Raw genomic sequence first — 9,027 nt, forward strand, 5'->3', positions numbered from 1 at the left:
AACCACGGCCGCATCAAGCTGAAACTGAAAGGGCTGAGGCCCGTGCAATACCGCGCTCAGCCCTTTGGCCGTTCAACTCTCGACAATGTCGAAGGAATGCGTGAGTTCGGCCGTCTTCGCGAGCATGATCGACGCGGAGCAGTACTTGTCATGCGACAGGTTGATCGCCCGTTCGACGGTCGCCGGATTCAAATTCTTGCCCGTCACGGTGAAGTGAAAGTGGATCTTCGTGAAGACCTTCGGATCTTCGCTTGCCCGCTCCGCCTTTAGCTGCACCGTGCAGCCAACGATCTCCTGCCGGCTCTTCTTGAGAATCATCACCACGTCATAGGCGGTGCAGCCGCCGGTTCCCAGCAGCACCATCTCCATCGGCCGCGGAGCGAGATTGCGGCCGCCGCCTTCGGGGGCGCCGTCCATCATGGCCAGATGGCCGCTGCCCGTCTCGGCGGCAAACGCCATGCCGTCAGGCCCCATCCAGCTCACTTTGCATTCCATGTCGAAGCTCCCGAGTGTCATCCATTCAAAGTGAACATTTTACCGCGCCGATCCTGACCGGCTCCCCATAGCGTGGAGCGTGGGCTGCCGTATCTGCTCAAACTGTGCTCAAACCATGTTCAAACACATGTTTTATTTCACATTGTGGACTGTGGTTTCGCTATACAAATTTTCCCTTGCATTTGGAGTACGTCGTCTGTACAATTCCTCTCATTGATTGCCCTACTTGGCAATCTCCGCATGTCTCCTCCACCCTCCTCCTAAGGTGGATTCAGCCCGAACCGAGTGTTCGGGCTTTTTTTTGACTTGTTCTGGAAAAACCCTTTATAATCCTCGACTTTTCCGCATCCATGCCCGCGGAAGAAAAAAGGGAGAGCCTGCAATCAACGCCCAAAAGGTTCCAGCGAGAACCAAGCGCGAAGGGGCCGTCCGAACCGTCGCCAGGCATTGCTTTAAATTGCCTTAAGCGAAGGGTCGTGGCACTGAACGCGCGTGGCGCACCATACAAGCAGGGAAAACATCAGTTAGGGCAGGGCAACATTTTTTGGATCGATCATGAAGACGTTTTCCGCCAAAGCCCATGAGGTGACGCGCGAATGGTACGTGATTGACGCGACGGATAAGGTCCTCGGCCGTGTCGCCAGCGAAGTGGCACGCCGTCTCCGCGGCAAACACAAGCCCGAGTTCACCCCGCACGTCGATACTGGTGATTTCATCATCATCATCAACGCCGGCAAGCTCAAGGTCACGGGCACCAAAACGACCGACAAGAAGTACTACCGTCACTCGGGCTATCCGGGCGGTATCTACGAAACGACGTTCGGCAAGATGCAAGAGCGCTTCCCGGGCCGTGCGCTCGAGAAGGCCGTGAAGGGCATGCTGCCCAAGGGCCCGCTCGGCTACGCGATGATCAAGAAGTTGAAGGTCTACGCAGAAAGCACGCATCCGCATTCGGCTCAGCAGCCGAAAGTGCTCGAGATCTAAGGGGAGCCCATATGATCGGTAACTGGAACTATGGCACGGGCCGTCGCAAGAGCGCGGTCGCTCGTGTGTTCATCAAGGCGGGCAAGGGCGATATCGTCGTCAACGGCAAGCCCATCGCCGACTACTTCTCGCGCGAAACGTCGCTGATGATCGTGCGTCAACCGCTCGAGCTCACGAACCACGGCGTGACGTTTGACATCAAGGTCAACGTCACCGGTGGTGGTGAGACGGGTCAGGCAGGCGCTGTGCGTCACGGCATTACGCGTGCGCTGATCGACTACGACGCAACGCTGAAGCCGACGCTTTCGAGCGCCGGGTTTGTCACGCGTGATGCGCGTGAAGTCGAGCGTAAGAAGGTCGGTTTCCACAAGGCACGCCGCCGCAAGCAGTTCTCGAAGCGCTAAAACGCGTTTTCGCGCCCCTCGCCGCCCGCGCTCTTGCGCTGGCGCGGGGTTGCTGCAAGCTGGCGCAGTCCTGCGGTCTGCACGTGCAGGCTGTACGAAAAGCCGTCGATGCCCTCGTGGTGTCGGCGGCTTTTCTGCTTTGTGGCTTCAGCGCATTAAGCTCCTTAGGCCCTTTGGCGGGCTTAAGCACCTATTGCACTAAGGGCTTCTAACACGATATTCGGAAGCGCCTTACAATGGCACAAAGCAGCTTTTTTGGAGAGTTCGAATGAACGCCGTCACCGATACCCCCGTGACCGAAATGCCGGCACCGCTCGTCTTCACGGACGCGGCGGCCGAGAAGGTGAAGCAACTGATCGACGAAGAGGGCAATCCCGACCTCAAACTGCGCGTGTTTGTGCAGGGCGGCGGCTGCTCGGGCTTCCAGTATGGTTTCACGTTCGACGAGACGACCAACGAGGACGACACCGTGATGGTGAAGGGCGGCGTGCAACTGTTGATCGATTCGATGAGCTACCAGTATCTGATCGGTGCGGAGATCGACTACAAGGACGATCTCAACGGCGCTCAGTTCGTCATCAAGAATCCGAACGCCACGACCACCTGCGGTTGCGGTTCGTCGTTTTCGGTCTGAGCGACGAAAGCACGAGGTAGCGCGCGGCGCAGCGAGTGCCGTCGCCGCATCAAAACGGGGCCGCTGGCCCCGTTTGTCGTTTCTGCAGGACCTGATCGGTCTCCCGCTACGGCTCAGCGCGGGTAGATCGCCCCCAAAATCCGTTCGCCCGCAGCACCCGTTACGGTGGGCAAGTTGCCCGGCGCGCGCTCGATGCAGCGCATCGCGAGCCAAGCGAAGGCGAGCGACTCCACGTGATGGGGTGGCACGCCCAGCTCCTCGGTGGATCTGACCGGCACGGCGACGCCGCCTTGTGCCAGCGCACCTTCCATCGCCTTCAAGATTTCAGGGTTACGTGCTCCGCCCCCGCAGGCGTACACCGCTCGGCAATCGGCCGCATGGCGCTCGATTTCACGCGCAACGCTCACGCCCGTCAACGCCGCGAGCGTCGCCTGGACATCGGCCGGGTCGAGCTCGCCGAAGCCGGCCAGCTTGGCATCGAGCCATGCCGCATTGAATAGGTCCCGGCCCGTGCTCTTGGGCGGCAGCTGATCGAAGAAAGGCTCGTCCAGCAGGGCCTCCATCAGCGGTGTGTGCACGGTGCCCTGCGCCGCAAAGCGCCCGCCTTCGTCGAACGGCGTGCCTAGGTGGCGCTGCACCCATTCGTCGAGCAGCACGTTGGCAGGCCCGCAATCGAAGCCGCGCACTGAGGCGTCAGTGCCCGCACCGGCGGGCAGGATGGTGATATTGCTGATGCCGCCCAAGTTGCAGATCACGCGTGTCTCGTCGGCGGAACCGAAGACTTGGGCATGGAACGCTGGCACGAGCGGGGCGCCCTGGCCGCCTGCGGCGACGTCGCGGCTGCGGAAATCGGCGACGACGTCGATGCGTGTCATCTCCGCCAGCAGAGCGGGATTGTTGATCTGGCGTGTGTAGCCCTTTTCCGGGCGATGGCGAACGGTCTGTCCATGGACGCCAATCGCGCGCACGTGCGACGGAGCAATGCTCGCCGAGCGCAGCAGCTCGTGACAGCACACAGCGTAGCGCGAGGCAAGCGCCGAGGCGGCGAGCGCCTCGCGATCGATCTCGTTGTCACCCGGCTGCTGCAGTGCCATGAGCGACTCGCGCAGGCCGGCAGGGAAGTCGACGAAGGCATCGGCAAGCACAGTGGGCGGCTTGCCGGCAATGAACTCGACGGCGATGCCGTCAACACCGTCGAGGCTGGTGCCCGACATCAGCCCGAAATAGATTCCGTCGGCGGGATTGCGGGTCGCACTATGTCGCACGCGGGCTTCCTTATCGTCATGATCGTTACCGCATTATCCGCGCAAAGGATAATCGCGATAAGCCATAATGCTGGCGGAGCCGGGGTGGGAATATGGGACAATCGGATTTTTGCAACGTTCCTCATTCACAGATTCCGAGATGAGCACCGAGTCCACCGCCAAACCCGCGCCGACGTACCCGATTACGGACGAGGTCAAACATGCGCTCGCCGTCGCCAAGCGCGGCGCCGACGAACTGCTGATCGAAGAGGAGTTCGCGCAGAAGCTGGCGAGGAGCGCCGCAACGGGCACGCCGCTGCGCATCAAGCTCGGCCTCGATCCGACGGCGCCCGATATTCACATCGGCCACACCGTCGTCCTGAACAAGATGCGGCAACTGCAGGATCTCGGTCACACGGTGATCTTCCTGATTGGCGATTTCACTTCGCTCATCGGCGATCCGTCGGGCCGCAATGCTACGCGGCCGCCGCTCACGCGCGAACAGATCGAATCGAACGCGAAGACCTACTTCGAGCAGGCTGCGCTCGTGCTCGATCGCGAGAAAACCGAGATCCGCTATAACAGCGAGTGGTCGATGCCCCTCGGCGCGGACGGCATGATCAAGCTCGCGTCGCGATACACGGTCGCGCGTATGCTTGAGCGTGACGATTTCACGAAGCGCTTTCAGGGTGGCGTGCCGATTTCGGTTCACGAGTTCCTCTACCCGCTCATGCAGGGTTATGACTCCGTGGCGTTGAACGCCGACCTCGAGCTGGGCGGCACTGACCAAAAGTTCAACTTGCTCGTCGGCCGGGAGCTGCAAAAGCAGTACGGCCAGGAGCAGCAGTGCATTTTGACGATGCCGCTGCTTGAAGGCCTCGATGGCATCGACAAGATGTCGAAGTCGAAAAACAACTACGTCGGTATCTCAGAGAAACCGAGCGAGATGTTCGGCAAGCTGATGAGCATTTCCGACGTGTTGATGTGGCGTTATTTCGAACTGCTCTCGTTTCGCAGCATGGACGAAGTCGTGCGCTTCAAGCAGGAGACCGAAGCAGGGCGTAATCCGCGCGACTTCAAAGTGCTGCTCGCGCAGGAAATCGTCGCGCGCTTTCATTCGCAAGCCGATGCCGAGCGCGCACTCGAAGATTTCAACCACCGGGCGAAAGGCGGGGTGCCTGACGATATCCCGGGCGTCACCCTCACCGGTGCACCGCTTGGCATCGGGCAATTGCTCAAGCAGGCTGGGCTTGTGCCGTCGACGAGTGAGGCACTGCGCAATATCGAGCAAGGCGGCGTCAAGATCGACGGTACGGTGATCTCCGACAAGGGGCTCAAGATCGAAGCGGGCGAGTACCTCATTCAAGTCGGCAAGCGCCGCTTCGCGCGCGTATCGCTTTCGGCATGAAGGCGCATTGCATAGCGTGGCGAGCCATCTTTATCTCTAAGATGCGCTTGCTGCCGTCGCCGAGTGTGTGTCTCAATCGCGAGCGGGGCTGGCTATGATTGCTCTGATTCAGCGAGTCACACGTGCGGAGGTGCGCGTCGGTGAGCGTGTCACCGGCCGGATTGGCGCGGGGTTGCTCGCGCTCGTGTGCGCCGAACGTGGCGACACGGAAGCCAGCGCCGACAAGCTCGTCGCCAAGGTGCTCGGCTATCGCGTTTTCAGCGATACGGCCGGCAAAATGAATCTGCCCATCACGGACATCGATGGTGCGGGGCAGGCCGGGGGGCTGCTGCTCGTCTCGCAGTTCACGCTGGCGGCGGATACCGGCAGCGGCTTGCGGCCGAGCTTTACGCCTGCAGCGCCCCCTGACGAGGGGCGGCATCTTTTCGACTACTTCGTCGAGGCGGCGCGCTCGCGTCATCCCATCGTCGAAACCGGAGAGTTTGGCGCCGACATGCAAGTGTCGCTCGTCAACGACGGACCGGTCACCTTTTGGTTGCAAACGCGCGGCTGATAACGGCAAGATGCGCAGCATGGCTACCCGAATCCTTTTCATTCGCCACGGCGAAACGCCTTGGAATCGCGTTAAGCGATTCCAAGGCCACCTTGATATTCCGCTTGCGGAGAGCGGTGTCATTCAAGCCCGACGCTTAGCGGAGCGGCTTGCAAGAAAGGCGAATTCCGCGCACGCCGCAAAGGCGATGCACGTTGAACAAGGCCGTATGACGCTCGAAGCGATCTATTCGAGCGACTTGCAGCGTGCGCAGGAAACGGCGCGGCCAACGGCGACCGCGCTCGGTTTGCCGCTGGCGTTACGCGAGGGATTGCGAGAGCGGCACTATGGTGTGTTCCAGGGGCACGACAACAGCGAACTCGCAGCGCGGTTCCCGGAAGAATTCAAGGTCTGGGAAACGCGCCGCCCCGACTTTGCGCCGGAGGGCGGCGAATCGTCCCGCGCGTTCAGTCAGCGTGTTTTGGATACGGTCGCCTCGATCGTCGCCGCTCATCCCGGCGGTTACGTCGCCTGCGTCACGCACGGCGGCGTGCTCGACTGCGTCTATCGCCACGCACGCGGCTTGGCGCTCGATGCACCGCGCGACTATCCGCTTTTCAACGCCAGCATCAACACGGTCGATTTCGACGAAGAGTTGCGAGCGAGTGTCGTGGCTTGGGCGGATGTCGAGCATCTGCAAGGCGAGAGCGACGACGACACGCTAGCTCACCGAGGCGCAGCATCGCGCTGACTTCGTGCACGGCGAGCCCCGGTGGCGGATTGACAGACTGGCGATGCCCCGGGTGGTTTTCCGGGCTGATTAATGCCGTACCCAGAGCTCAAGATGGCGGGGACGTTACAGCCTTTCGAGAAGGAGTACTCCAGGAAGGACAGCAGCCGCGTGTCGGTGCTTACCGGCTTGGCGATGTTCGAAGAGGGGGGGAGCCAAGGTGTCGGCTTCGTGCTCGACTTGAGAGAGCGCAAGCTAGCGGAAGCCGAAGCGCGCGAAAGCGAGCGGCGCTACCGCGAAGTGCAGATGGAGCTGGCCTACCGTGGGGCGGAGGGCTCCGCGTCGTCCCAAAGGTTGCGCACCGGGCTCGAGGCGGCGGGTGCGCCCAAGCCGAAGTGGCGATAGGCGGCGAGCGTCGCCACGCGTCCGCGCGGAGTGCGCTGCAGGTAGCCCTGCTGGATCAAATAAGGCTCGAGCACGTCTTCGATCGTGTCGCGCTCCTCGCCGATCGCAGCCGCCAGGTTGTCCACGCCGACGGGGCCGCCATCGAACTTGTGCAGGATCGCCTCGAGCAGTTTGCGGTCCATCAGATCGAAGCCGACCGGATCGACGTCAAGCATCGAGAGCGCGGCATCGGCCACGCTCGCCGTGATGTTGCCGTCCGCCTTGACCTCTGCGTAATCGCGCACACGCCGCAGCAGCCGGTTGGCGATACGCGGCGTGCCGCGGGACCGTTTGGCGATTTCGAAGGCACCCGTTCGTTCGATGCGCGCACCGAGCAGCGAAGCTGAGCGCACGACGATGCGCGAGAGCTGTTCGGCATCGTAGAACTCGAGGCGCGCGACGATGCCGAAACGATCACGCAGCGGATTCGTCAGCATGCCCGCGCGCGTCGTTGCGCCGACGAGCGTGAACGGCTGCAGATCGAGCTTGACGCTGCGTGCAGCGGGGCCTTCGCCGATCATGATGTCGATCTGATAGTCCTCGAGCGCCGGGTACAGAATTTCTTCGACGACGGGCGACAGACGGTGAATCTCGTCGATGAAAAGGACGTCATTCGCTTCGAGGTTCGTCAAGAGCGCCGCGAGATCGCCGGCACGTTCGAGCACCGGCCCCGACGTCTGGCGCAGATTGACGCCCATCTCGCGCGCGATGATGTGCGCGAGCGTCGTCTTGCCGAGGCCGGGTGGCCCGAACAGCAGCACGTGATCGAGCGCTTCCGAGCGTCGCTTGGCCGCTTCGATGAAAATCTCAAGCTGACTGCGCACCTTTTCCTGCCCGACGTATTCGTCGAGCTGACGCGGACGTAACGCGCGTTCGAAGGCTTCCTCATGCGAGGAAGCGGGTGAGGCAGAGATGATGCGCTCGGCGCCAAGCTTGTCGGTTTCGATCATGCGCGTCATTGTACCGCGCGTGATCGGCCAGGATGCACGGCAAGCCTCGGCCCTTCAGGAGCCCTTAGGCGAAGGGGGATGTCAAGGAGAAGGGCCGGCCAGGAATCGGCGATGGGGCGAAACGCAACGAGTGACAAAAGGCGCGGCGGACGGCCCGGCGCCCGCGCCCACTGACTGCCTCACACACGTGGGCTTCTTGGCAATCAGACTTTCGAAAGTGCTTTCAGGGAGAGCTTGATGCCCTCGGAGACACCGGTGCCGGCTGGCACGTTCTTGACTGCCGCAAGCGCTTCCTTTTCCGAGTAGCCGAGTGCGAGCAGCGCGTTGAGGATGTCCGTCGTGTTCTCGACGGCCGAGACTGTTCCGGCGCCCGCCCTGAGATCGGCGCCGAGCTTTCCCTTCAATTCGAGCAAGAGCCGCTCGGCCGTTTTCTTGCCGATGCCGGGCACGCGCGTGAGGCGTGCTGCGTCCTGCAGCGTCACCGTTTGGCCGAGTTCCTGCACACTCATCCCCGACAACACGGCCAGCGCCATGCGTGCCCCGATGCCGCTGATCTTCAGCAGCTCCCGGAACGTCGTGCGCTCTTGCGCCGTGCCGAAGCCGTAAAGCAGATGGGCATCTTCACGCACGATCAGCTGCGTCAGCAGCACGACCTTTTCGCCGGTCGACGGCAAGTTGTAGAAGGTGCTCATCGGCACGTCGATTTCGTAACCGACGCCGTTGCAATCGACGAGCAGATGAGGCGGGTTCTTTTCGAGCAGCGTGCCGGCAATGCGACCGATCATAGCGAGGGCGGACAGAGCAAAGAAAGCGCGAGTGTAGCAGCGGAACTGCGTCTACTGCGAGGTTCTGGCGAGCGGGGCCGATGGGTGAAGATGGCCTGTGCGTTAGCCAATGAGCCGTCCTCGCCGCACGCGCAAGCCCTTTCGCGCAAGCGCGGGCGCGATGCTGCCGAGTGTGCCGAGCGTGTTGCCGCTGTGAGCGTGGCAGATCGCCATGCCGAGCGCGTCGGCCGCGTCGGTGCCGGGCAGGCCGGATAGGTTCAAGAGCCGTACGACCATCTGCTGCATTTGCTCCTTCGTGGCGCGCCCATAGCCGACGACGGCCTGTTTCAGTTGCAGCGCCGTGTACTCGGCAACGGGCACACCGCCCGAGACGAGGCCGCAGATGGCGGCACCGCGCGCCTGACCGAGCAGCAGCGT

General features: G+C 62.1%; 11 protein-coding genes. 6 read left to right on the forward strand and 5 right to left on the reverse strand.

Translation table 11 applies throughout. The features are described from left to right. Positions 1-72: 72 nt before the first annotated feature. Positions 73-495 (reverse strand): OsmC family protein, encoded by a 423-nt coding sequence (locus tag VL598_RS05950; RefSeq protein ID WP_325325775.1) that lies wholly within the window; start codon positions 493-495, stop codon positions 73-75. 555 nt (positions 496-1,050) lie between these two features. Between VL598_RS05950 and rplM the strand changes: the two genes are divergently transcribed. From rplM to erpA, 3 genes are all read left to right on the forward strand, one after another. Beyond that, complete coding sequence (gene rplM, locus VL598_RS05955; RefSeq protein WP_325325776.1) at positions 1,051-1,479, forward strand: 50S ribosomal protein L13; 429 nt, start codon at positions 1,051-1,053, stop codon at positions 1,477-1,479. Positions 1,480-1,490: 11 nt separating this feature from the next. Then, positions 1,491-1,883 (forward strand): 30S ribosomal protein S9, encoded by a 393-nt coding sequence (rpsI, locus tag VL598_RS05960; RefSeq protein ID WP_325325777.1) that lies wholly within the window; start codon positions 1,491-1,493, stop codon positions 1,881-1,883. A 268-nt stretch (positions 1,884-2,151) separates the two neighbouring features. Then, positions 2,152-2,517 carry an iron-sulfur cluster insertion protein ErpA gene (erpA, locus tag VL598_RS05965; protein ID WP_325325778.1) on the forward strand — a complete coding sequence of 122 codons (366 nt, stop codon included), beginning with the start codon at positions 2,152-2,154 and terminating at the stop codon, positions 2,515-2,517. A 113-nt stretch (positions 2,518-2,630) separates the two neighbouring features. On the opposite strand, the gene VL598_RS05970 is transcribed toward erpA, so the two are convergent. Beyond that, a complete protein-coding gene (locus VL598_RS05970) occupies positions 2,631-3,782 on the reverse strand; it encodes an anhydro-N-acetylmuramic acid kinase (RefSeq protein WP_325325779.1) in 1,152 nt (383 codons plus the stop codon). Positions 3,783-3,921: 139 nt separating this feature from the next. Between VL598_RS05970 and tyrS the strand changes: the two genes are divergently transcribed. The 3 genes from tyrS to VL598_RS05985 all read left to right on the forward strand — a co-directional run bounded on the left by tyrS (position 3,922) and on the right by VL598_RS05985 (position 6,452). Next, complete coding sequence (gene tyrS / locus VL598_RS05975; protein ID WP_325325780.1) at positions 3,922-5,169, forward strand: tyrosine--tRNA ligase; 1,248 nt, start codon at positions 3,922-3,924, stop codon at positions 5,167-5,169. Positions 5,170-5,263: 94 nt separating this feature from the next. Beyond that, a complete protein-coding gene (dtd, locus tag VL598_RS05980; RefSeq protein WP_325325781.1) occupies positions 5,264-5,722 on the forward strand; it encodes a D-aminoacyl-tRNA deacylase in 459 nt (152 codons plus the stop codon). A gap of 19 nt (positions 5,723-5,741) precedes the next feature. Next, the gene (locus tag VL598_RS05985; protein WP_325325782.1) at positions 5,742-6,452 is read left to right on the forward strand and encodes a histidine phosphatase family protein; all 711 of its coding nucleotides are present in this window, start codon (positions 5,742-5,744) and stop codon (positions 6,450-6,452) included. 296 nt (positions 6,453-6,748) lie between these two features. On the opposite strand, the gene ruvB is transcribed toward VL598_RS05985, so the two are convergent. From ruvB to VL598_RS06000, 3 genes are all read right to left on the reverse strand, one after another. Further along, positions 6,749-7,825 carry a Holliday junction branch migration DNA helicase RuvB gene (gene ruvB, locus VL598_RS05990; RefSeq protein WP_325325785.1) on the reverse strand — a complete coding sequence of 359 codons (1,077 nt, stop codon included), beginning with the start codon at positions 7,823-7,825 and terminating at the stop codon, positions 6,749-6,751. 203 nt (positions 7,826-8,028) lie between these two features. Continuing rightward, the gene (gene ruvA, locus VL598_RS05995; RefSeq protein WP_325325783.1) at positions 8,029-8,610 is read right to left on the reverse strand and encodes a Holliday junction branch migration protein RuvA; all 582 of its coding nucleotides are present in this window, start codon (positions 8,608-8,610) and stop codon (positions 8,029-8,031) included. A 102-nt stretch (positions 8,611-8,712) separates the two neighbouring features. Further along, positions 8,713-9,027, reverse strand: a 315-nt coding sequence (locus VL598_RS06000; protein WP_325325784.1) for a crossover junction endodeoxyribonuclease RuvC, incomplete at its 5' end; no start/stop codon positions are given.

Origin of the sequence: Trinickia sp., from assembly GCF_035492435.1 — a bacterium.
GTDB lineage: Bacteria > Pseudomonadota > Gammaproteobacteria > Burkholderiales > Burkholderiaceae > Trinickia.

Bases quoted from the DNA above. Each gene is read 5' to 3' on its own strand.
- VL598_RS05950 (WP_325325775.1), bottom strand. From the start codon at position 495: ATGGAATGCAAAGTGAGCTGGATGGGGCCTGACGGCATGGCGTTTGCC.
- rplM (WP_325325776.1), top strand. From the start codon at position 1,051: ATGAAGACGTTTTCCGCCAAAGCCCATGAGGTGACGCGCGAATGGTAC.
- rpsI (WP_325325777.1), top strand. From the start codon at position 1,491: ATGATCGGTAACTGGAACTATGGCACGGGCCGTCGCAAGAGCGCGGTC.
- erpA (WP_325325778.1), top strand. From the start codon at position 2,152: ATGAACGCCGTCACCGATACCCCCGTGACCGAAATGCCGGCACCGCTC.
- tyrS (WP_325325780.1), top strand. From the start codon at position 3,922: ATGAGCACCGAGTCCACCGCCAAACCCGCGCCGACGTACCCGATTACG.
- dtd (WP_325325781.1), top strand. From the start codon at position 5,264: ATGATTGCTCTGATTCAGCGAGTCACACGTGCGGAGGTGCGCGTCGGT.
- VL598_RS05985 (WP_325325782.1), top strand. From the start codon at position 5,742: ATGGCTACCCGAATCCTTTTCATTCGCCACGGCGAAACGCCTTGGAAT.
- ruvB (WP_325325785.1), bottom strand. From the start codon at position 7,825: ATGATCGAAACCGACAAGCTTGGCGCCGAGCGCATCATCTCTGCCTCA.
- ruvA (WP_325325783.1), bottom strand. From the start codon at position 8,610: ATGATCGGTCGCATTGCCGGCACGCTGCTCGAAAAGAACCCGCCTCAT.